Genomic DNA, 22,647 nt, shown 5'->3' on the forward strand with positions numbered 1-22,647 from the left:
TGGCGGCACCGATTGGGGCATGAAATCGTCGATTAAGTTGAACCAATCTAGACAGGAAACAGCCGACTAAGTTGAACCAATGACATGGGAGTTCACCTTGCATTCCGAAAGGGATTGCCTTGCCGCTTCAAACATCTTGTTTTGCGTTTCTCTCATTGGATGGGCCTTCGGAAGGGTGAAACGCAAAGCCAAAACTCGCTGCAAGGCAATTCCCTTTCTCCATTCCATTCTGTCTCCCTTGATGTTTTTATGGTTCAACTTATTTTAGAAGGCGATGCAGCTTTGGTTTGAGCGCAGCGCTTCCGATCGACCGCCGTCATACACGAAGCCCCGCGGCGTGGAACTGCGCGCGGGGCGAAATTTGAGCTCACATTACAAACCGCAGCAAGCGAAGTTTCGAAATCGCGGCTCATCCGTTCTGCTCAAGCTTGATCCGTTTAAGCTCCTGCATCACCCGGAAGCCTCCCCGGCCGAACAGATCGTGCAGCCGGCAGTACTCCCGGTACAGCTCGTCGTACACGGCCTTATGCTCGGGATTAGGCCGGAACGTTTCCTCACGCACTTTGGCCATGCGGACGGCTGCCTCCGCGATATCGGCGCAGCCCCCTCGCTCCGAACCTGCGGCGACGGCGCCGAACATCGCTGCGCCAAGCGCCGTCGTTTGCGACGAAGCGGCGACCTTGATCTCGCGCCCCGTAACGTCGGCGAAAATTTGCATGAGCAGGCGGTTGCGCCGGGGCAAGCCGCCGCAGGCAAAAAGCTCATGCATGGCAACTCCCGAAGCCTCGAAGGCTTCGATAATTTTGCGCGTGCCGAAGGCGGTCGCCTCCAATAAAGCGCGGTAGATGTCCTCCGGCTTCGTTTGAAGCGTCATGCCGACGACCAGCCCGCTCAAATCCGTCTCCGCGAGAACGGAGCGGTTCCCGTTCCACCAATCGAGCGCGAGCAGGCCATGCCCGCCGGGCTTCTGCCGCGCGGCTTCGCGCTCCAGCCAAACATGAACGCTAATCCCTTCGCCGTCGGAGCTCTCCTGCACATATGCGGGAACGGCGTGACCGACAAACCAGCCGAACAGATCGCCTACAGCCGGCTGTCCCGCCTCGTAGCCGTAAAGTCCGGGGATAATCCCGTCCTCGACGACGCCTCTGACGCCTTCAACCGCCGCTTCCTTGTCGCTAAGCATCATGTGGCAGAGCGAAGTGCCCATGGCCATGACCATTTGGCCCGGCTTAACGGCTCCCGATCCGGGAACGCCGGCATGCGCATCGATGACGGCAACCGCCACCGCCGTCCCCGGCAGCAAGCCCGTCAACGCTGCCGCTTCCTCCGTCAACCCGCCCGCTTTCGTCCCGATCGGACGCACCTCGCCCGACAGCTTCGTTTCGGCCAACCTTTCGAGTCTGGGGTCAAGCGTTTTCAAGAAAGAAGGGGACGGATATCCATCCGTCTTGTGCCAGAACGCTTTATACCCCGCGCTGCAGCCGCTTCGCACCGGATTGCCCGTCAGCCGGTACACGATCCAATCGCCGGCCTCCATAAATCGATGCGCCGTCTCATAAATGTGCGGCGCCTCGTTTAATGTCTGCCATATCTTAGCCAGCATCCATTCGGAAGAGCCCTTTCCGCCGTAACGACCCAGGAAGGTCTCGCCTCTGGCCGCTGCCAGTTCGTCGATACGCGCCGATTCCTCTTCTGCGGCATGATGCTTCCACAGCTTGACGTACGCATGCGGCTCATCCCGGTAAGCATCCTGCATGCAGAGGGGCGTCCCCCGCTCATCAACCGGGAGCATGGTGCAGGACGTAAAGTCGACGCCGATACCGACCACTTGCCCCGGGCCGACTCCGGAGGCGCGCAAAACCTGGGGTACGGAATGTCTCAGCACCTCCAAGTAATCGCCGGGATGCTGGATCGTCCAATCCGGCTCCAGCCGTTTTCCGCTCCCTGGCAGCCGCTCCATCATGACTCCGTGTGCATACCGGGTTTCATGATCGGCGATTTCATCTCCGTTGTCCGCATCCACAAGCACGACTCTGCCCGACTCCGTACCGAAATCGATCCCGATCACATATCGTTTTTCCATGCCGTTCCTCCTTTTTTTCGAGCTGCGCAGCTCCCCTACCGCACTACACGGGGCTTCAGCCTCAATGTGTTGACGCCGCATGACAGCGGTCAATCCCCTGCAGCGCTGCGCTGCACCTACGTCAGCTTGCCGATCGCCCTTTGATCGTAGTAACCCGCATGCTGTCATCGGAAGATAGCTCTATCTGTATGTTCAACGATACTCCTGATGAGCGTTTGCCAGCAAAGTGAAGAGCTCCCATTCGTACAGCAAAAACAGGAGCGCCGGCTCCCGTTTTTGCTGTGCCCAATTCAAAACCCCTCCGCCACAAACCTTTATTCACGGCTATCCATGCCCGCGCCAAGCGTTCACGCATTGCAGGAACCGGGCGGGCTCGTCGGTCGCGTACCAGCGAATGCCCAGCGACAACAGCCGGCTTATCGACCGCTCGTTAAACCGGAACGGCAGCACCTCCAGATCGACGTCGACCTTGGCCGTTTCCGCCAAAGCATATTGGAGAAACTCGATGTCAATTTCGTACGGCCATTGTTCGCCGCTATCCCCATTCAAATGAATCTGCACCTGATCGACACCTCGAAAGCCGGATTCGAGCGCGGATTGAAACGTATTTTTGATCCTCTCCGGATCTCCGCCAACCCAAAGCATGCTCTTGACACCTTCGGCAATCCGCTTCATTTCGATGCAATTATTCTGAATATTATGCGTAAAAATAACTTGCCGGTTGACGCCGTATTGATCGATCAAAGCACCGAGCTGCCGCAAATCGACGTCCTTGAGATCAAGGTAAGCCATATGCTCCGGCCGGCCTTGCATCTCTAGGAACATGTCCTCCAGTGCGGGCACTCTCTCGCCTCTGAACTTCTCGTCGAACTTCGCGCCCGCATCCCACTTGGACACTTCCTCGAAGGTCAATTCCGAGACCGGAATATCCTTGATTTCGTCGGGAGCCAGCGTCGTACGCGCCAAAGTGGCATCGTGCAAACAGACGATGACCCCGTCCTTCGTCGAACGGACATCCGCCTCGGGGATGCCTCCTAGCCCCCATGCATAGCGGTTCGCTCCCATCGTATTGTCGGGCGCTTCGTACTCCCCGCCTCCCCGGTGCGCCTGCCAGCTGATGATTGCATTGTTCATGAACGCCACTCCAATCTGCGACCATTTTCTTCAAAAATAAAGCGAAGCCTTCGCCGCTCCGCAGTTCCACCGCCGGCCTTTTGCCTAGAAAGGCGGCCATCTTATCCATGCCGCTAGATCGAAATCGAATCCTAGAAGCTTTCAACTCTTAAACGATAGGCTTAATAAGGGATGAAGGACAGTTGATTATGTATTGGATAATCGTCGCCATCAATTCGGATGTATGCTCCATGCCGCCGATGACTTGTGTCCTGAAGAAATAATAAGGAAAAGTTTACTGTTCATAAGGCAAACCTCACTAACTCTCGCCGATACCCCATGTTCTGGAGGCATAATGAGGAAAAGGTTATTAATAATGAGGCAATCCTTATTATTTCTCAACCGCAACCCGTGTTCCGGCGTGTTCATGAGGCAAACGTAACTATTAGTGAGGCAAACGAAATTGATAGTTTCGTTTGCCTCACTAACGGGCGAGAACGAGCATTTTACCGGTTGAATAGTGAGGACAGCCTCATGAACAATAAGGTTTTCTCCACTACGCACACGGTCCAGGCATAACGGTGGTACTTCATTAAGCTACCAAACATCTATCTCTATCGTGTACAATTTTTGTCTCTATGTGTACAATATAAGGGCAAATTGTTTTTCTCTATGATACTGGGCGGTTTCAACGGGGGCTACCATTGAAACGACAGTATCTTTTTTTTCCACTCGCGGTGCGAGGCCGCTTCGTTCATCGCTTCTATAAAATGCTCTACCGCCGATACGTTCTCGTATCGCTCCGGCAGCAGCTGCCGCAAAGTGGCCTGGCATTCCTGGCTTCGCATCGCTTGCAATACTTGGATAAAATCGTCCGAGGTGCTTCGGCTGCTGCCGATCAGCGTAATACCTTTCTCCAGCACATCCCGCGTATTGATCGGGACGCGTTCCTCGGTAACGCCCATCAGGATCAGAATGCCTCCCGGATTAAGCAGCTCGATCGCTTGATTTACCGCGCTTTCGCTAAAACGTCCGCCTGTGCATTCCACGGCGATGTCCACACCCGGGGAGTTCCCGAAATCGTAATTCTGCACCAGCGCCCTGTCGGCAAAACCGAATTCGTTCAGCTTCTCCGGCATTGCGCCGAAAACCTGCAAACGGTCGCCGCCCAAGCCGTACACATGATGCAGCATCGCAGCGGTCAAGAAGCCGACCGGGCCATCGCCGAAGACGGCTGCACGCGCTCTGGACAACCGCTCGCCAACCTTGCTCAGCGCCTGGTACGACACGGAGCATAGCTCGGACAAAACCGCGATTTCATCAGGAATGTCGTCCGGTACTGGGACGGCGCATGCCGCAGGGACGACAAGCCGATTTTGCGCGATGCCGTCGGTTCCGCTGGCGAGGAAACGTCCCCTCGTACAGTAATTGTCCCCAAGTCCTTCCCGGCACACGGGGCAACATGATTCCGCCGTCTTCCCCTCCAGCAAATAGCCGGGGAGATTCGGCACGATCACGACCCGCTGTCCCGGCGTCAACCTGCTGTCTCCGCTTTGAACAACAAAACCGATGCCCTCATGAATGAGCGCCATCGGCAGCTTCCGAGCCATCGCCTCAGGTCTTCGCTGGCCGGTAAAATACCGCAAATCCGCATGGCAGATACTGCCCAATGACGGCTCTACGACGACATGGCCTGCGGGAACCGGATGCTCCAGCATCGTCTCCTCCACTACGCCGGCCCGGACCAGCCGATATGCACGGGAATGCACGGCATTATTTTTTTCCTTCAACAAAATATCACCTCCTTTCCCGGCCTACCCGGACTACCGGCGGTATCGGGAACACAGGTTAACGATCGCTGCAAATTTGCCAATTTAACGTCGGCCACTATCGGAACGAACCATGGATTTGTTATTGCCATGTACAGGCGTAACTCCTCCTATTTTTAGGCCCATGAAGCCGCTTCAATTCGTTAGAACCACAGCAAGTCCTCAATTACGCGCGTAAGCGCCTTAGGATTCGTCCACTTTTGTCAGCCTTGCCACATCAGCTTCGCTAGCTCACGGAAAGCTGGTGACGAAAACTGTCGGCGATCGGTCGGCTTAACGCCCACCCCGGCGCGATCCCAGCACCGGTTACACCGTCAAAACCTGTACGCCGGCATCGCGGAACGCTTTTATTTGAGCGTCGGACGCCTCGCGGCCGGTAATGAACTGATGCAGCGACTCGACTGGAGCTACCGTGTGCAGCGACATTTTGCCGATTTTCGTATCGTCCGCAACTACAATAATCTCCTGGGCGGCCTTGATCATGCCCTGCTTGGTCGGCACAAGTTGTGCTTCGGGGTGCGTCAGCCCGTATTTGGAATGGATCGCCGGCGTCCCGATAAACGCTTTCTGAACGTGGAGCGTGCCGAGCACCTGATCCGTGAACATCCCGTTCAACATGAAGCTGGAGCGGTACAGCAGCCCTCCGGTTACGATAACGTTGACGCCCGGCGCATCCCGCAGCTCAGCGGCGATGTTGATATCGTTCGTGACGACCGTAAGGTTGGACCGGCTCACCAGATGCCGCGCGATGTTCATCGTGGTCGTTCCCGAATCGAGAATGACGTGGTCCCCGTCCTCGATCAAAGCGGCAGCGGCCTTTCCGATCCGCTCTTTCTGGTCGACCTGCTCGTGAGCCCGTTCCGAGAACGACGCTTCTACATTCGCGCCTTGATCGACGACCACTCCCCCATGCGTCCTTCGCAGCAGCCCCTCCAGCTCGATCTCCGCAAGATCCCGCCGAATAGTCGCCTCATGAACCTCAAATTCCTTCGCGAGATCGGCGACCGTGGCGACGCGCTTCTGTTTTACGAATTCGACGATGCGCATTTTCCGTTCGACAGCCAGCATGTTACTGCCTCTCCTTTTATGTAACGTGCGTTATTTTGTTTATATATGCTCATTATTGCTCATTTTATGTTTTTAGATTAGCCGAGCAACTGACGCATGTCAACACTTTTTCCACTCGACTTCGAATCATGAGCAATCTTCATTTCCTAATTAAAAGTATTGTTCCAAGCAGAGACTAACCCTTTAGAATGTATTTCGCCAAAGTCAGCCGCCGAAATGAACATATCCCACGGTAAAATCGCAAAAAAAACGAGTCGAAACGAGCATATTATTACTTTTCCACGCAACCCTTGCAGAAACTATTCGTATGACCTTATCATCTTCCGCGATAAACCCTCTAAATAATTAACACTCTGAAGCAATGCCGCAGATGCAGCGGCAACCGGATCTCGGCGTCATCCGCACGGCTTTCAGGGATAAAAAAAACATGCCTTTACCCGTACCGGATACATTTTTCACTGCATCAAATTCATGGTACGGGCTAAAAGGGCTGCACCCGAACTCACGGATTGACTGCAGGCTTTTACGATAAGGCGGGTAGCGCACCTTAGATCATGAGCGGTCAACTAAACGCGAAACAAAAGCTTACTATTTAACCGGAACGGGACTGTCTCAGAAGGTTAGATTCGAATGGGCAATTCCATATAGAATTAAAAACACTTCCAAGTCACTGTTAAAGTGGATGGAAGCGTTTTTTGATTGTTAATTTTAAGCAACTATATATATGGGACATGAAATAAAAATGACTTTCGGGCTCAAAGCAGATCAGGAGGCTCTCGTCCCAACCCTTCGAATTGTCCAGTCTTTGATATGAAAAATCAGACTGTTTGTTTACCCAAGCATCCTGATTTCGATATACATTATGCTTGTGCATCTACGAAATGATTGCAGCCTATTGGCAATATCTACACCGACGACTACATGCAAAGAGGTAATAAGTTGATTTTGCCTGTGCCTTAAGGTAAACGCGAAGTTAACGCATGCTCTTCCATTTTTTTGACCATTTCCGGGTCTTCGTAGGTTGCTATTTTCGAATCGATGAGCTCAAGATTTTTCTTTAAGTTCTCGATTTGCTTTAACACTTGTTCGCGGTGAGAAATAAGCATGCCTTTTCTCTCGTCTAACCTTTGGATGCCTTCCTTACACCAATCGCTGTATTGTTTGATTTCTTTGATTGGCATTCCTGTATTTTTTAGGCAGCAGATTAAAGCTACCCAATTGAGGTCCAACTCGTTAAAAAGCCGGTTGCCGTTTTTGTCTCTGGAGATAAAGGGCAGAAGGCCCTCTTTGTCATAATAACGCAATGTATGAGCGGGCAGACTGAATAGGTCAGCCACTTGATTAATCGTGTAAATCATTATTTTCACAACCCCTTGACTTAAAGTTCACTTTAACTATTATGCTTACTTTAGATCACAAGTTGCCGACAATCAAGTGGTCTATCCTAACTTAAAGGGGCTGTACAGCTATGGAAAAAACGCAAAAAATCGCGCTGGTGACGGGAGGCAGCCGCGGGCTCGGACGGAGTTCCGCGATCGCGCTCTCCCGAAAAGGATTTGATGTCATCGTTACGTATCATTCCCGCAGGGAAGAAGCGGAATCGGTCGTCAAAGAAATTGAGGCTAACGGTCAAAAGGCTGCTGCACTGCAGCTAGATGCAGGTGATGTCGCCGCCTTCGAACAATTCGCATCCCGCCTTTCCGATATACTGAAAGAAAAATGGAATACGGAGCACTTCGACGTTCTGATCAACAATGCCGGATTCGGGGTGCACGCTTCGCTTGCGGATACCACGGAAGAACAATTCGATAGTTTGGTGAACGTGCATCTTAAGGGTGTGTTTTTCTTAACACAGAAGTTAATTTCCAGTATCTCCGATCATGGAAGAATTATTAATGTTTCGACTGGATTAACCCGGTTCGCCCTTGAAGGCTATGGAGCTTACGCTGCCATAAAAGGCGCCGTCGAAATATTGACGAGGTACATGGCAAAGGAATGGGGAAGCCGAGGCATCCGGGTTAATGCGATCGCCCCGGGAGCGATTGCTACGGACTTCCGGGGAGGGGCAGTGAGGGACAATAAGAGGTTAAACGACTTTATTGGTTCTCAAACGGCGTTAGGCAGAGTTGGAGAAGCCGATGATATTGGCGGCCTTGTCGCGTCATTGTGCACTGACGAAATGGGCTGGGTGAACGCGCAGCGAATCGAGGCTTCCGGCGGCATGTTTCTCTGATCCAGTCTAACAAGCCTCCCCCCCTCAAACAGTCGCTTGCGCGTTTTGTAAATCCCCCGCCGTTCCGGTAAGGCTGTAGTTGGTCTCCATGCTGACAACCGCTCCGATCGACGATAGGCTCTGCATCGCCTTTAGCATATTGCCGGGACTCGGGGACTTGATCCCGACCGTTATTTCGGAAACGGCTTCAGCGTTGTCCGTCAGCTGCTTTTTATCGGCGGAATTGATTTTGACGCTGCTAATCTGAACGCCGTTTGCCCCCAGTACACCAACGACTTGCGCAAGCGTTTCGGAGTTCTCTTTGACGCCCAGCACGATTTCGCAGCTTCTGCGGCTGCGCATTAGCCGGTTCTCCCACCTGTTCAACAGGAATAAGCTAACGAGCACAAGCACCGTCGCCAGCAGTGCGCAATAAAGGAACCCTGCACCAACGCATAAACCGATGGCCGCTACGACCCATATGGAAGCGGCCGTCGTTAAACCCGTAACGCTCGAGCCGTTCCGCAGGATGGCTCCGGCGCCAAGAAAGCCGATGCCGCTTATGACCTGCGCCGCCAGTCTGGCCGGATCCGTGCGAACGCTCGGCTCGCTGACGAATTGGCTGAAGCCGTAAATGGACAACAACATAATGGCCGCCGAACCGATACAGACCAAAATATGCGTGCGAAAGCCTGCCGCGCGGTTGCTCCATTCCCTTTCCAGTCCGATTGCTCCCCCGAGCGCCGCCGCCAACAGCAGCCGAACGGTTAAATCGAAATAACCGATATGCCATATGGCATTCATGGACATCATCCCCTTTTCCTTCATCAGATAACACCGACTCCGCAACCGGAACCCCAAGAAGTCGCAGCCGAATCCCCGTCTCCACGCGAAAAAAGCCCAAACAGTAAACACCCCTTCAACTGAAGGCAGTGATTACGGTTAAGGGCTTCTCCGAGTGCTCTAACCTGTACCGTGTATGTATTCGTTATGATGACTATACTCGCTCATAAAAGCGCTGTCAACAACTTTACTTAACGACTAACCGAAACCGCTTTTCGATCGGTCCTCTGCTATTAGCCGCCTGCCCGCGGGCTTAAGTCGTACCGGCAGCCGCCGCGAAGCTAGGAAATGCCCATAAAGCGGAACAAGCCGTCCGCCATAAAACGGTGCCCGTATTCGTTAGGGTGGATGCCGTCGTTCATAAGCGTCCATTGGCTGTTCGGATTGGCCGTGATTTCATCCGTCCAGGCCTGATACAAATCGCACACCGGCACTTGCCGGGATTCCGCCGTTTCCAGCAACGTCTTTACGTAAGCGGGATAGTCTTTGCGCCGATTGACATTGTCCGTCAGCTCGTACGAGATCGTGTTCTGGGTAATCAGCACAATTTCGCTGCCGATACTCCTGGTTCGGTCAATGATCGCTTCCAAATTGCTTTGGAATTCCGGAAGCATCTCCGCCCCCCGCGCCGAATCGTTCATCCCGATCATCAGCGTGACCAAATCCGGCTTGAACCTCAGCGCATCCCGCTCCAGCCGCTCGACAATTCCCCAAGTCGTATCGCCGCTCACTCCGGCGTTCAGCAGCAGATGGTTTCTGCCAAACTTATTTATCAGTTTTTCGCTAAGTAATCCTACGTAATTAAGGTGTTCGTGCAGATGATAGTTTTGCTCCGTAATCGAATCGCCCAAACAAACGATGAACGCTTTCTCGCCTCTTTTGATTTTCTCCAATGTTCCCAGCATCAGGTTTCCGCCTCCCCTTTAATCAAGCAGCAGTCCATCTAAAAGTATACCATTATTTAGCATAATGGTTACCGATTTTCTTTGAGCTTCCGCTAGATCGTTACCTCGCCGATGTTGTGAATTTTGCTGCTAGGAATAATGGGGTGACCAAAGGCATCGCCTACGAACGAACATGAATCAAAAAAATCAGCCAACTAGGAGGTTTTTAGCCGCCTCTTTCATAAACCATCAAATATTGCTCCAGCCTGCCAAGCCGAATAGTCCCGCTCATTACCTTCTCCCCCCTCCCCCGCGTGAGGCCAAGTCCTGAAGCCCGCGTTAAGCTTTGCCTTGCAGCAACGCAAGGCTTGCTTGCACAAACCGCTCGCCCGCATCAAGCTCCAAATAGCTGAACACGGGCATTTTGCGAATTTCGTAACCGCCGCGCGCAAATGCCTCGCGAGTCGGCACATATCCGGCCAGACCGTTGGTTAAAGTGGCCAGGAACGTATAGTCGTAAGGAGACGCTTGTTTGATTTCCAGACCAAGCTCCACGAATAGCTCCGCCGGGTTGGTTAAAAGGGCGATTCGGCTGCCGATCGTAAGGCAGTATATCGTAAATTCATGCGAACCCGGCTCCTCATGTCCATGCATTGCCCTGGCTTCCTTGTAATAAGCAAAAAACGGTTCTGTTGCAGCCGTTCCGAACGTAGCATCCTCCTTGGTATCCCGGTCCGTGTACAGGCGCTCCGCTATGTTTACGGCCGTATAGGTCATGGATAGTCCAAGTTCTTCGGGATAATAAAGCACAGGATCGAGTTCCATAATCGTTCCGGCCAGCCCAAGTCCGATTTTCTTGTAATTTTCCGGGTTGCCCCATTCATAGGTTCGAAAGTCGATAAAATTGATGTCGCCGCAAGCTCCGGGAAGAAATAGGACGACGATCGACTCCCCGTATACCGACTGCAGCACCTTTGTCATATGGCCGGAGATATCGGCGCTAATATTCGGACGGCCAACCGCATTGTTGTGCATGGCATAATTGACCAGGAAAGCGACAGCCCGGCCGTTCTCGTCCACCAGTTTGATGACGAGCATCTCCGGATCTACAATGCCTTCCGAGACACATCCGTCGAGATCATCCTTTACCCAATTCATGCGTATCGATCCGTCGGGAGCCGTCAATCGCCGGTTAAACACGTGGTTCGGATTGCTCGAGCGACCCACGCCTAAACGAACGGGTTGTTTGGCTCGACGCGCAGCGTCGACAGCTTCAACCATTTTGAGCTTCACCGACTCGACATAATCCCAGTGAACAGGAAGCTTCCCCAGCAAGGTGGTTCCCATTGAAGTGCTTGAATGCGTGTGGGAAGGCGTAATGATCACATGATGTTTTGAAATCCCACAGGTCTGCTCAATCCGTTCGGCAATTTCCTTCACTGTCGGTCCGGGGATGCTGGTCACGTCCGCAGCAATCAGCACAACCTCGACGCAACCGTCGTCAAGAACGACAACGTTTGCAAACAGATCGTCCAGGATATGCTCGGCAAAATCAAGGCTGTAGGAGCCGTCCAGCCGACACCCCAGCGGCGGAGTAATGATAACCCTGGCTGTTCCGGCATACAAGGCAGAAACCATCATCGATCACCTTTCTTTATCTTGAAGCGTTTATCCCGACTCGTTCTACAGCATCATCCCCGCAGTTAATACCCAAAGCAGCGGCTGTTGTATAGGTGAAATCTTCGCTTGCCAGGAACAAAACCATGCGGAAAGTCGTAATTCGGCCTTGCGCTGAGTAGGACGAGCATCCGAATGGAAACCGTTCCAATATCTTTATAGTTGTTCCGTACTTGTCTTTACAAAAATGGCAAACGCTCAACATCCAGCCCGGTCGTTCGAATCCGATCGACAAGGGGTACGGCTCCGTTTACAGCTTGATACTTGATCCCTTCGCTCGCCGGACTGTATTCGCATTCGAGCGTAAGCCCATCCCGCTTGTAGCCGGTATGCCGGACATACGTGCCTCTTGTATGCATGTTGGCATACATGCGGTCGGTCACAGCAGCAAGGGCAACCTGCCGCCGGAACGCCTCGAAGCTTTCTGCCTCACGACAGTCCCTGACTTCGGCCACAAAGCCGTTCCCGGTGAGCAGCAATTCGCGTTTGGCAAAATGCCGCTCCTCCCCTTCATAATTATAAAAGGAGATCATCACGAACCGGTTCACCGTCTCGATGCGTACAGCCGCTTTGCGCCCGTGATCGGTCAGCATCAGGGGAAGGAATGCCATATACACCTCTCCATCCTTAATAAAGACGGGGCAAGGCTCCGTACTCTCGGCTTCATACGTTTCCAATTTTCGGTCCCCGAGCCATATTTCCTCGACTTGGCCGAATTCGGACGGCAGCTGAATCGACAGCTTCAGACTATGGATGGCGTTCGCATAAAGCTTGGGCTTGTACAAGAGTATGGCGCTATTTTGATGCTGCAGCCCGAGCTTCCTGCCATCGTCTCCGAGAATGGTTTCGGTCAGCATCGGCGGGCGTTCGTTGACGATATAGTTGGCATACACCGCGCGAATATCGGATTGACGGACAACCGGACTGCTTTTTTTGTACAAAAGATGAAAGGAATCGGTTTGAACGCCATTGTGAAATTCATTCGTGGAAACGCCCAGCGCATAACCCGCTGTCATATAAGTGCTCGCGATCCCGCTGCCTGCGCCGTATTCGTACGTTTCCCCATCCTCCTCCGGCCCAAGGATCGCTGCTGAAGCAGCCGCGTCCGTCGACGAGCTGTACTCCACAGTCGCTTGATACTCGAACGGATATTTCCGGTTCAGCGCCCATTCCGCCAGGTAGACGGGACAGTGGTAAATCGTATTCAACTGCCACGCCGACAACACCTGCATATAAGCGGGCCAGCCGTGAATCACCTCATCCTGCTGTCCGTTCTCTGTGCTGAACAGCGTATTCAGCGGATTCACCTGCATGTGGTCGCCAAGAACCGCATACAAAATATCTCTGGCATGGTGGGAATGCCCGGTGGAGTCGACGGTGTAGGCTCTGGAGTACGGTCCCGCCATCTGGAACGTTTCACCGTGATATCTTCCAAGCACCTCCACCCAGATGCGTTCCTCGCATTGCAGCGCCATATTCCGAACTTCTTCGTCCCGGATCAGATTCGCGATCTCGGCTAAGGCCAACACCTGGATCGGGGTATAGGTGGGGCTGGAAAATTCCGTAGGGGCGCCTCTTCGCGAAAGCATGCCCTTCAGCTGGTTCAGCCGCTTGACGCCTATGGCGAACAAATCCTCACGTTCGAACAGCTCGCCGCCAATGAGCATAACGAACGTGCTGATACATGGGAAATTGTCGTTTACGCCGACGAAATCCAAATCGTCGCCGGAAAAATGACTCCACATCATTTCCATGTATCCGTTCAATCTGCTTATACATGCCTCGTCCAATAAGGAGCGGTATTTGGTCAAAAGCTGAAGTGCGTTGCAAGGCGAGAAATGGCAGTGAGCAAAATCGGATGTTCGGATAATCCGCCTCGCCGTTTCAATCGCTTCCGGTTGCCCGCTTTCCAAAAAACATTCGGCAAAGCATAACCGTTCATAAAGACCGGGGATGTATTCCTCGCGCCGCACGACCGGAACATCCTTCCCGAGCCATTTTCCAAGCTCATCGAATTTGGCCAACGTGCGCTGCGTCACCAAATCATTGAAAATACGCTTTCTTTGCCGCTGTCCGGCCTGATCATAAAAAACGGCGGTCATATCGTCGGTCCCTCCCCCGAAAAGGCAGCCACAGCCGAAATCGACTGCGGCCCCAAATGTTCATCCTGCTATGCCCGGAAGCCTTAAAAGACTGTCCGGACCGTTAAATAGTCGATGGACCGATTCCCGGAAGCGTCCTCCGCTTCAATCCGGAATTCGTACTCCTGCCCCGTCGACAAGCCCTCTATTTCATAGCTAAGTATCGTACCGTCTACCGAATCCAGCAGCGCGCCGTTTTGATAAATCGTATACCGGGTCACCGCCGTATTGTCGGCCGCGGCATCCCAAGAAAGCGCCAGCCCGGCTCCGGAATGTTCCGTCGACGCTAAACTGCCGGCCGCCCAGAAAGGCGCTCTGACATCTTTGTAGCTGTCGTTCAGGATGACCTCGTTCACGGGAACTCCTCTGTAATGAACGGGAGTTGTAACAGCTGTAAACGCATTGCCCTTCAAAATATGACCGTAATCGCCGAGAGACAAATGAATCCCCTTGTTCAAGTGGTGCAGCCGATTATTTTCGATAATTACGTTCGTGTTGTCCCCGGACTCGCTCGAAGGGCTGGCATCGCTGCTCAACTGTGCGGACCAGGACAAGATGCCCGATTCGGCAGGCGCTTCGGTATTTTGCAGCGGAACCGCGGAAGGCACCCCTTCCACCCGATTGTCCCTGATCTCGATTCCATATGCGCTGACGCCGTAATACCGCCCGTTTACGCCGGTTCGCTGGGAGTTGATATAAATCCCGGAATGCCCGCTTCTTCTGGAAACGCCCGTAATGATATTTCCGGTTACCCGGATGTAATAATCGGGCGTGAACCGGGATTGATTTTTGACCTGGGACGTATAGACGAAGATGCCTTCGGAATCCTCGCTGATGTTGTCCGCGGCTACCCCGTCAATCGCATTTCCGTAAAACCAAATGCCCTTCGCATTATTCAGGATCGTATTTCGATGGAAGGTTACGTTATCGTTGGGCGCGATCAGCGTCATCTTGCTCGTTCCGTCGGGAATAACATCCCATGACCTGTCGATCGCAAGCTTACTTCCCGTGATGCCCGTCACTTTCCTCAACTGGCCCATGCCCTTGCCGTCCGTAATGACGACCGCCAAGTAGCTGTACCGCAGCGGGTAAGACGCCTTGAGGGGAGTGGCCGGAACGATAGTCAGGTCGTTGGCCGTTGCGCCCAGCACCTTGCCCTCGTTCAGATAGGCCTCCGGCATCTCGACGGCCAACGGCTCCCCATCCCCGTTCGTCGGGGAATCCGGCCCCATGTTTTCCACAATATTGTCCGCCATGTGCACATTGTTTCTGCCGAAAATCCCGTGCGCATCCGCGCCGAATTCCGGATGGTTCACAAGATGGTTACCCGTCACGAACGAATACTGCGCGAACGTCGTAACCGTACCGGCTGCATATTCAAAATAGTTATTTTTGTATGAGGCATATGAGCCGATATAACTTGCTTCCGACGAAGCGTGATACCCTTTGAAATGATTCTCCTCGAATACGACTCTCTCTTTGGCGATAAAAATCATGCCCATGCCTCTGCCCGCCCCGGATGGCTGCACGGTCATCGGATAATCGATATCCACATGGTACACGAACAGCTTCTCTGCGGTTCGCAGAGTCTGATCCGTAACGGCCGGGCCCCAGTCGCCGCCCAGCCAGATGAACGAGTCCGGCCTGCGGCCGGCGTCGGACAGCCTCAGAGCCAGATGCGCGATGCCTTGTCGGCCCAGCGTTTTGCCGTCGCCTGAAGAGCGGATGAAATTGGCGGTCCCGGTTCCGGTATGATACAGGAACGTCGTCGCCTCATCCTCCCCAAGCAGCACAATGTCCGCCGGAATATCGATATGAGTCAAATGATAGGAGCCCGCCGGGAAATAGACCACACCGCCGCCCGACATTTTGGCGGCATATACCGCATCTCGGACGCTCGCCGTATCGTCCGCGGCATCGTCCGGCCAAGCGCCGTAATCGTTGACATTAAACACGCTGCTCCACGCAAACTCTTTAGCCCAGGCAACGTTCAATCCCAACGGATTCGAGCTTGGGACGACGATGCTGAGCCGCTGTCCGTTGTCGAGCCGCGCCCAGGTGACGCCTCCGTCGTTGCTGACGTCGACAAAGTAGGTTCCCGTCGGGACCGTGCCTACGGTAAACTCGATCGAATACGGCGTAAGCCGCTTGATCGTCTGATAATAGGACGTCTCATTCTCGTCCTGCAGTCTAATCATCGTTTCGCCCGCCGATCCGAATTCCGCGGCGGAGAAGTTTCGGCCCGACAGCTCCAGATTCAGACCGCTGTACGCTTCATATTCCGACAGGAACAACGGTCTAGGCACGTTAATTCTCGCGGGGCTGCTCCATCCGAATTCATTTTTGACCCAGATGTCATAAACGCCGCCCGTTACGGTATCAGGAAACCGGGGGGTAACGAAAAATCCGTTTCCGGCATCGGTTTGCTCCAAAACCAACTCTGTCGCATCCAGAGGAGGCGTTGCTGGGGCGGCTCCCGTCGCCTTGCTGATCTTCGCCTGCACGTCGTTCATATCGCTGCCGTTCATACCGTACCCGTTGACGGAAAAGAGCGTATCCGGTTTGACCGCGTCGGAAACCCTCAGAATGACCGGCGGCCGCTCCCATGCTTCGTTATACACCGTCAGCGTCACGGTTGCCTCGGCTTTATCGATTTGGTTCCCATCATCGTAAGGGACGGAAGCCACAATCCGATAATTCCCCGAGTACTCGGGCGTGTACGAGATTACCGCCAATCCGCCGGAGTCCGTGACCGCCGAACCGATAGCCGCATCGATGTAAGTCCCGACATACGGGCCTTGCAGCTCAAAACGGACGGTTTTGCCCGGCAGCGGATTGCCCGAAGCGTCCTCAAGTCCCGCTTCAATAGCCGCGTTCAAGCCTGGCTTCGGCAGCGAGTAAGCGGGCGAAGCAAACTGCAAGTCTATAGAGGTGTATGCGGGCAACGTGATCGATTCCGGCTCGTTCGGATCGGACGGCTTATGGCCGTCAATCGCCCTTAACCGGTATTCATACGTGCTTCCGGCGTCCAGATCCGAATCCCGGTAAGTCGATACCGTGCCGGCGACAGCGGCAATCGGGACAAACTCCGATTCGGTCGACTTTTTTCGCTCGATCGATATTCCCTGATCCGTGTCCGCATTGACCCAACTAACGTCAACCTGTCTGGGACTTGCATACGAAAGCTGCAAAGCGGACAACGTATTCGACGGAATCTCATCGAAGAAGAATCCCTCTATGTGCGTTGCGTAACCGGCCAGCACGGTCGCCTTGAGCTTAAAGCTTCCTTTCACTTTGTACATCAAGTACACGCCGTCATTGGTCGCATCGACAATTCGGGTCGACAACAAATTCCCGCTCAAATCGAACAACTCAAACTTCTCGGTCACGGATTCCGTACTTTCAAAATCCGTTGTATAGATCGAGAATAGATGCTCGTCCGTATCCGTGAGATAAAAGGTTTCTTCAAATGTGCTTCCGCTGTACGCGACCAGTTTCTTGCGCTTCGCCGGATCCGGATCGGCGGGATTCAGCAGCGCTCGCGTGTCGGAAGAAGGATTCTGGATCACGGAATAATTGGACCCGTACTTCGAATAATCGGAAACGTAAACTGGCAGATCCGCTACATCCGCCGCAAGCGGATTATCCCGGCCGGATGACCGCGTCGTGGAATAGAACGGCAGCACGTAACCGTCTCCCCCATACACCCCGATCCAGTTTCCTTGAACGGTCCTTTCCTCGCCCACATAGGAGACCGCGGTCAGCGGCGGCGGCTCGGACGTCAGAACGGCGTCCACCTTGATATTATCGAAATCGATTATGCTGGGATTCGCCGCAGTCGTTGAGTACGTGGCTATCCGCAGATCAAACGTCGTGAAGCTGCCGGCTACGAATTTGTCCGTTTTTCCGTTGCCGTCGTCATTGGCGCTGTCCGCCGCAGGAAATAGTTTAATGGGGACGGTAGCCGTGTAGGTTGCAAATAAATCGTCGCCGACAGGAGCGCCCGCGCGATTATCCGCGTAGGCGGCAACCAGCACATAGCTGGAACCGGCTGCGCCCGTCACCGCGTTCGTTCCGAACAACCTAAGCCATAGATAAGGAGATCTCGTATCATTGCGGCTCACAATATCGTAATCCAAGCTTAGTTTGATGTCGTAGGTTCCCGGTGCCAATGTATTGAGCGCATTTTTGGCGGCGGCGGCAACGGCAGCCGCCGGCGACACATTCACGCCCGCGACCGACTGCCCGGTTCCCGCAGATACGGCGGCAAACGTGCCGGCGGCGCTGGAGCCCGTACCGTTCGTTTTCCCGTCCGTCGTAAAATCCCCGCTGCCGATCGTCAGCAAGGAAGGTTCGGCATTGCTCAGAACGGCGGCCGGACCGTGCGCGCCTTCAAAGTCCAAGGCAAGCACGCTTGTCGTTGGCCCGTCCGCTCGGACAAGCTGCGGCGAAGGCCAACCTCCGAAGCAGCTAACGATCATGAAAAACAGCAACCAGCACGCGATTCGCTTCTTGGCGAACATATCCGCACCCCTCAAATTGATTTTGCATTCCTGCAATCACAACCTAACGCTTCATGCTGCTGTAAGTCTCGTTCGCTTCCTTCTCCAGCTGCGAGCCGCCTCGCTCATTCCATTGCTTCACAAAATCGTCAAACGAAGATAAAGGCTGCTCTCCGATAATGATTCGGGCATACGTTTCGGTCTTGAGCTTGACCAGATCTCCCCAATACTTGCCGGATGACGGCAGGATATCGGACTTGCCGAACAGATCCCACACCGGCTTGTTATACAGCTTGTAGTTGTCGAGCGCGAACTGATTGTAATACTTGCCGACTATGTCCAAGTTCGCTTGCGCGCCCCAAAACGTCGTCCCGGTCGAAATGTCCACAATGCCTTCCGCCTGAAGCTTCGCGTTGTCGACGTACGGCTCCACATGCTTTAAGCCGCCGGCGACTTCTTTGGCCGGATCTTTGTAGTCCCAATGCTTGCCCTTCTCTCCCCATGCAAGCGGAAGCCAGGCTTGTTCGTCGTTTTGCAGGGCGTCGAGGATTTGCAGCGCTTTTTGCATTTTCTCCGGGTCCTTCTCCAGCTGCTTGCCGAATGCCCAAATATTGCCCGCCGTTCCCCAAGCCCAGCCGCCGGATTGGCCTCGCGGACCTTCGGGAAGCGGAGCATAGCTAATCGCAGCGCTTGGATCGTTCTTGCGAACGACATTGATCAACGAATTAGGGTTGCTTTCATCAAGCGAAGCAGCGTCCGCAAAATCGATAAGCGCGATTTTCCCGGTGCTGAACTTGGCCACGATATCTTTCCCGGTCAAGAAATCCGGATCGATGTATCCCGCCTTATACCATTCCGCCAGCTTGCCCAGCGCTTCCTTCGCTTCGGGCTGCACCGCGCCGTTCACGACTTTGCCGTCCTTCACCAGCCATTGGGTGGGCATGACGCCGTAAGCCCCGAACGTGGAATGGAAGGCGTTGTAATACGATTGTCCGTTGCTGGACATGCCGTACACCCCGATTTTTTTGAGCGCGGCGAAAGCTTGCGTTATTTCGTCGATCGTTTTGGGCACCTGGTCGATCCCGGCCTTCTTCAGCAGATCGGTTCGCCATACTTGCTTCGTATTGAACTGTCCGGTGAAATAAAAGGTGGGCACACCGAAGTTTTTGCCGCTAATGTTCGTGTAGTACCACCCTTGAGGGGCCTGCTTATCCAGATTCGCCTTCGTCCGCGGAGCATACTTCGCGATCATGTCCAGCGGAATCTCGGCCAGCAGTCCCTGTGAAGCGTATTTGTTCAAATTGCCGGGGTCCAGGACGAACATGACATCCGGAACGTCGCCGGCGGCCAGCTGAACCTGCTGCTTCTGCGCAAAATCTCCCGAAGCGATCGGGTAAACCGGCTTCAGCTTGATGTTGAATTTGCTCTCCATCCATTTGTGTCCGTATGAATTCTCCTGAATCATGCCCGGGACATTCATCCAGTTAAACTCCAATACGGGCTCGGCCGTTTGCGCCGGCGCTCCCGTCCCCGTTCCCGCCGTAGCGGCCGGGCTTTTTGTCGAACCGGCGGAACACCCTGCCAGCGCAACCATCGCGGTTAGCGTCAAACCTACGATTCCTCTTCCAATCCCCAATCTTTTTTTCATCGATTTTCGATCCTCCCTTTACGTTTTCGATCCAGGGCGTGTCTGAGAGCTCCGAGGGGAGCAGATTTTACCGAATTTTCGTTCCATGCAAGGCGCGTTTGTGAAGGCGTACCGGGGGTACGTCAAGCAAACGGAACGAAGCAGGGGGCGAAAAGGCGGTGAAAGATGCCCCTGAGCGGGTTTTCAGACACGCCCTAACTATATACGAAGTCCATAGGACCGCATATCCAAGTCAGCCTTTCACCGAGCCCATCAATATGCCTTTGACAAAAAAACGCTGAATATATGGATAAACCAGCAAGATGGGCAGCGATACAATCATAATGATGGCGCTTTTTAAATTCTCGGGTGTGATATCCTGTGAATCGATCAGAGCATATTCCTGACCCAAATTCGTATTGGGATCAATGACGCTATGCCGCAAAAACAGCTGCAGCACTTGCTTGTCGGGGGCGTTAATGTAAATCATGGCGTCGAACCAGGCGTTCCAATGGCCGACTGCCGCCCACAATCCTACAACGGCCAATACTGGAGCGGAAAGCGGGACGATAATTTTGACGAATGCGTACAGGTCGCCGGCTCCGTCTATTTTGGCCGACTCCGTTATTTCACTCGGTATCGCTTCGAAAAAATTCCGCATGACGATCACGTTAAAAGCCGTTACGGCTCCCGGCAATACGAGCGACCATATGCTGTTCAACAGCCCGAGCTGTTTGACGAGGAGATAGGTCGGAATCAATCCGCCGTTGAACAACATGCTGAACACAAACAGCTTCATAATCAGGGAACGGCCGGGGAACGATTTTCTAGCGAGCGGATAGGCGGTTAACGAAGTGAACAGCAGCACGCAGGACACTCCAAGAACCGTTCTCACGATGGTATTGGCGTAAGCGGTATACAATTGCGGATTGACCAATACTTTGGCATAGGCGGTGAATGTCGGATTCCACGGCACGATATGAAGGCCGAGAGAATGGATATCGGCGGGCGAACTGAGCGAGATGGTGAGCACATATAAAAAGGGATACAGCGTCGCCAAGCCAAGCAGGAGCAAACCCGCCATGTTCAGCCATTCAAACCATCTCTCGCTTAACGAAAGCTTATAGTTCATCTCATTCACCTACCATAATCCTTGATCTTTGTCATATTTTTTGATGAGCCGATTGGAGCCGACGACCATTGCCAATCCGACCAGGGAAGAAAAGATGCCCGCCGCCGCGCCCAGCTCATAATCCATCGTCAACATTCTGCGCAGGACGTACGTATCCAATATATCCGCCACATTCGAATTGATCGACGTAGTCAAATTATAGATTTGATCGAATCCCACCGATAGGAAATGCCCGATATACAGCAAAAACATCGTAATGATCGTCGGCATGAGAGAAGGCAGTGTAATATGCCAAATGCGTTTGAAGCGGTTCGCCCCATCCGCAATGGCGGCCTCATACAACGTCGGATCGATGGACGACAACGCCGCGAAGTAGACGATCGACCCCCATCCCGCGCCTTGCCATATAGCGGATGCCACGATGAGACCGTAAAAATAGTCCGAGCTCATCCACCAGCCGATTCGGGGAATGCCGAACCATGCCAGCAATTGGTTGACGCCGCCCTCGAGACTGAGCAATGAGAATAGGATGCCGGCAAGAATGACCCATGAGAAAAAATAAGGCAAGTAGGACACGGTCTGAACCCATCGGCGAAAAGCGCGATGCCGGACTTCGTTTAATAAGACGGCCAGCAGGATCGGGGCGGGAAATACCAAGACGACCTTCAATAAGGCGATATAAATCGTATTTCGCAGCACTCGGGCAAAATCGTCCCCTGCAAACAAACGGCGAAAGTGATCGAGACCGGCCCACGGACTATTCCAAATGCCGTCCAAAATTTTAAAATCCTTGAAGGCGATGAGAAGCCCGTACATCGGTACGTATTGAAATAAAAAGAAAAGAAGGAACCCCGGCAGAAACATCAGCAACAGAACTTTGTGCTTAATCATTTGTGAAACATAAACTTTCAACGATCTTCTCCCCTCGCGATGTGATTGGCCGAGCTGTCGAATGGACTGGAACCGGTAGCCGTTCGGATGAACGGCTTCACTCCCGTCGGTATGGCCCCTTATTGCTTGCTCTTATCCTATTTCGACACGCATTCCATATCAATATTCATTAATTACGTCGCATGAAGTCATGAGAAAACCGCCTTGCGGTGGCTTTGGTGTTCGATAAACGTTTGTTCGTTGGCGAGGCAATGGGTATAGGCTTTCAGCCGCTCTTGAAATCGTGTTTCTTTGAACTTATTACGAGGGAGAAACACGATTTCAAAGGCGGCCCATAGCGAAGCTCCTTTGCCGGCCCCCATACCCATTACCTCTTGTTCGCCTTCGGTGCTTTCTGTTACGTCTTTGACATTTACCGATCCTCCAACCGGTATTCCTACCTGCTCGCCCCTCTTCGTCGCTTGCATGCGTCCGATTTTGCCCACTTGGAATCGAGTACGGCTTCCTTTCCTCGCCTGTAGTCCGAAAACGCCTACTTGCAGCGGGAATTTTGCATGGCACACCGGTGAATCCGTTCTCACGTTTACCGAGATTTAGAGCCGTTTCCGCGATATCCTTTCCGACAAATCAAAAAAAACCGTCAGT

The 22,647-nt window shown here is 53.4% G+C and carries 15 protein-coding genes; 1 reads left to right on the plus strand and 14 read right to left on the minus strand.

Annotated features, from left to right (window positions below; translation table 11 throughout):
* Window positions 1-409: 409 nt before the first annotated feature.
* The 5 genes from DQG23_RS19710 to DQG23_RS19730 all read right to left on the minus strand — a co-directional run bounded on the left by DQG23_RS19710 (window position 410) and on the right by DQG23_RS19730 (window position 7,451).
* Window positions 410-2,083, minus strand: coding sequence for a ribulokinase (locus tag DQG23_RS19710; protein WP_113032593.1), 1,674 nt, complete (start codon window positions 2,081-2,083; stop codon window positions 410-412).
* A 324-nt stretch (window positions 2,084-2,407) separates the two neighbouring features.
* Window positions 2,408-3,217, minus strand: coding sequence for a glycerophosphodiester phosphodiesterase (locus DQG23_RS19715; RefSeq protein WP_113032594.1), 810 nt, complete (start codon window positions 3,215-3,217; stop codon window positions 2,408-2,410).
* A gap of 677 nt (window positions 3,218-3,894) precedes the next feature.
* Window positions 3,895-4,989 (minus strand): alcohol dehydrogenase catalytic domain-containing protein, encoded by a 1,095-nt coding sequence (locus DQG23_RS19720; protein ID WP_238177943.1) that lies wholly within the window; start codon window positions 4,987-4,989, stop codon window positions 3,895-3,897.
* 342 nt (window positions 4,990-5,331) lie between these two features.
* Entirely contained in the window at window positions 5,332-6,093 is a 762-nt protein-coding gene (locus DQG23_RS19725; protein WP_113032595.1) for a DeoR/GlpR family DNA-binding transcription regulator, read from the minus strand.
* Between the two features lie 956 nt (window positions 6,094-7,049).
* Window positions 7,050-7,451, minus strand: coding sequence for a MerR family transcriptional regulator (locus DQG23_RS19730; protein ID WP_113032596.1), 402 nt, complete (start codon window positions 7,449-7,451; stop codon window positions 7,050-7,052).
* A gap of 110 nt (window positions 7,452-7,561) precedes the next feature.
* On the opposite strand from DQG23_RS19730, the gene DQG23_RS19735 reads away from it, so the two are divergent.
* A complete protein-coding gene (locus tag DQG23_RS19735) occupies window positions 7,562-8,326 on the plus strand; it encodes an SDR family oxidoreductase (RefSeq protein WP_113032597.1) in 765 nt (254 codons plus the stop codon).
* Window positions 8,327-8,350: 24 nt separating this feature from the next.
* Here the strand turns inward: DQG23_RS19735 and DQG23_RS19740 are convergent, their stop codons facing one another.
* The 9 genes from DQG23_RS19740 to DQG23_RS19780 form a co-directional block, all read right to left on the minus strand.
* Window positions 8,351-9,109, minus strand: a complete 759-nt coding sequence (locus tag DQG23_RS19740) for an MgtC/SapB family protein (RefSeq protein WP_420330244.1) — start codon at window positions 9,107-9,109, stop codon at window positions 8,351-8,353.
* 320 nt (window positions 9,110-9,429) lie between these two features.
* A complete protein-coding gene (locus tag DQG23_RS19745) occupies window positions 9,430-10,053 on the minus strand; it encodes an SGNH/GDSL hydrolase family protein (protein WP_113032598.1) in 624 nt (207 codons plus the stop codon).
* A 318-nt stretch (window positions 10,054-10,371) separates the two neighbouring features.
* Window positions 10,372-11,673, minus strand: a complete 1,302-nt coding sequence (locus tag DQG23_RS19750; RefSeq protein WP_113032599.1) for a hypothetical protein — start codon at window positions 11,671-11,673, stop codon at window positions 10,372-10,374.
* A gap of 215 nt (window positions 11,674-11,888) precedes the next feature.
* Window positions 11,889-13,811 carry a hypothetical protein gene (locus DQG23_RS19755; RefSeq protein ID WP_113032600.1) on the minus strand — a complete coding sequence of 641 codons (1,923 nt, stop codon included), beginning with the start codon at window positions 13,809-13,811 and terminating at the stop codon, window positions 11,889-11,891.
* A gap of 83 nt (window positions 13,812-13,894) precedes the next feature.
* Window positions 13,895-18,373: a glycosyl hydrolase family 28-related protein gene (locus tag DQG23_RS19760; RefSeq protein WP_113032601.1), complete on the minus strand. Its 4,479-nt coding sequence runs from the start codon at window positions 18,371-18,373 to the stop codon at window positions 13,895-13,897.
* 43 nt (window positions 18,374-18,416) lie between these two features.
* Window positions 18,417-20,000 (minus strand): extracellular solute-binding protein, encoded by a 1,584-nt coding sequence (locus DQG23_RS19765; RefSeq protein WP_113032602.1) that lies wholly within the window; start codon window positions 19,998-20,000, stop codon window positions 18,417-18,419.
* Window positions 20,001-20,232: 232 nt separating this feature from the next.
* A complete protein-coding gene (locus DQG23_RS19770; RefSeq protein ID WP_113032649.1) occupies window positions 20,233-21,111 on the minus strand; it encodes a carbohydrate ABC transporter permease in 879 nt (292 codons plus the stop codon).
* 9 nt (window positions 21,112-21,120) lie between these two features.
* A complete protein-coding gene (locus tag DQG23_RS19775; protein WP_238177944.1) occupies window positions 21,121-22,023 on the minus strand; it encodes an ABC transporter permease in 903 nt (300 codons plus the stop codon).
* A gap of 167 nt (window positions 22,024-22,190) precedes the next feature.
* A complete protein-coding gene (locus DQG23_RS19780; RefSeq protein WP_146762339.1) occupies window positions 22,191-22,469 on the minus strand; it encodes a hypothetical protein in 279 nt (92 codons plus the stop codon).
* Window positions 22,470-22,647 lie beyond the last annotated feature (178 nt).

The sequence above is a fragment of the Paenibacillus contaminans genome (assembly GCF_003285015.1).
GTDB lineage: Bacteria > Bacillota > Bacilli > Paenibacillales > NBRC-103111 > Paenibacillus_V > Paenibacillus_V contaminans.

Excerpts from the sequence above, each read along its gene's own strand:
- DQG23_RS19740 (WP_420330244.1), bottom strand. The coding sequence starts at position 9,109 with ATGAATGCCATATGGCATATCGGTTATTTCGATTTAACCGTTCGGCTG.
- DQG23_RS19760 (WP_113032601.1), bottom strand. The coding sequence starts at position 18,373 with ATGTTCGCCAAGAAGCGAATCGCGTGCTGGTTGCTGTTTTTCATGATC.
- DQG23_RS19745 (WP_113032598.1), bottom strand. The coding sequence starts at position 10,053 with ATGCTGGGAACATTGGAGAAAATCAAAAGAGGCGAGAAAGCGTTCATC.
- DQG23_RS19770 (WP_113032649.1), bottom strand. The coding sequence starts at position 21,111 with ATGAACTATAAGCTTTCGTTAAGCGAGAGATGGTTTGAATGGCTGAAC.
- DQG23_RS19715 (WP_113032594.1), bottom strand. The coding sequence starts at position 3,217 with ATGAACAATGCAATCATCAGCTGGCAGGCGCACCGGGGAGGCGGGGAG.
- DQG23_RS19725 (WP_113032595.1), bottom strand. The coding sequence starts at position 6,093 with ATGCTGGCTGTCGAACGGAAAATGCGCATCGTCGAATTCGTAAAACAG.
- DQG23_RS19710 (WP_113032593.1), bottom strand. The coding sequence starts at position 2,083 with ATGGAAAAACGATATGTGATCGGGATCGATTTCGGTACGGAGTCGGGC.
- DQG23_RS19730 (WP_113032596.1), bottom strand. The coding sequence starts at position 7,451 with ATGATTTACACGATTAATCAAGTGGCTGACCTATTCAGTCTGCCCGCT.
- DQG23_RS19735 (WP_113032597.1), top strand. The coding sequence starts at position 7,562 with ATGGAAAAAACGCAAAAAATCGCGCTGGTGACGGGAGGCAGCCGCGGG.
- DQG23_RS19750 (WP_113032599.1), bottom strand. The coding sequence starts at position 11,673 with ATGATGGTTTCTGCCTTGTATGCCGGAACAGCCAGGGTTATCATTACT.
- DQG23_RS19780 (WP_146762339.1), bottom strand. The coding sequence starts at position 22,469 with ATGCAAGCGACGAAGAGGGGCGAGCAGGTAGGAATACCGGTTGGAGGA.
- DQG23_RS19765 (WP_113032602.1), bottom strand. The coding sequence starts at position 20,000 with ATGAAAAAAAGATTGGGGATTGGAAGAGGAATCGTAGGTTTGACGCTA.
- DQG23_RS19755 (WP_113032600.1), bottom strand. The coding sequence starts at position 13,811 with ATGACCGCCGTTTTTTATGATCAGGCCGGACAGCGGCAAAGAAAGCGT.